We start from the raw sequence: 533 nt of genomic DNA, 5'->3' as shown, positions 1-533 counted from the left end.
CATGAGGTGACGCTGACCAGCTATTCCATCGGTCGTTTCAAGGTGACCCATGAGGATTACGCTTTTTATCTGAAAATGGCTGGATTACCTGCCCAGCAGTTTGATAAAGAATGGCGGAATAAAATGCTAGCGGATATGACTCATTTTAAAAACAGTCCGGCGGTGGTGTCATGGCGCGAGGCCGACAGCTACTGCCGCTGGCTGAAAAAGGAGACGGGGTTGGCGTTTTCCCTGCCAACGGAAGCGCAGTGGGAGTACGCGGCGCGTGACCGGGGGCAGTATATTCTGGTGGCAACGGATGACGGCGACTGGCGTGAGGATGAGAAAACCGGGCGCGGTGAAAACTACGCCACCAGCGAGGACCGCCAGGCAACGGAAGAGGCCACCGGGGTGGACAGTTCCTTCGTACGTTATGCCGTCGATCGCTATCCGCCGACCCCCGGCGGGCTGTATGGCATGTCAGAGAACGGCTACGAGTGGGTGAGCGACTGGTACGACCCGGACTATTACGCGAAATCTCCGCGCCAGGATCC

The 533-nt window shown here is 57.6% G+C and carries 1 protein-coding gene; it reads left to right on the top strand.

Going from position 1 to position 533, the window contains the following annotated elements:
• The coding region (locus OGV94_RS00785; RefSeq protein ID WP_286522155.1) for a formylglycine-generating enzyme family protein at positions 1-533 on the top strand (533 nt) is incomplete at both ends.

Origin of the sequence: Citrobacter sp. Ce006 (assembly GCF_030336535.1) — a bacterium.
Lineage (GTDB): Bacteria > Pseudomonadota > Gammaproteobacteria > Enterobacterales > Enterobacteriaceae > Citrobacter > Citrobacter europaeus.
The sequence above is the reverse complement of the archived record's forward strand: the minus strand, read 5'-3'. Positions and strand labels throughout refer to the sequence as shown.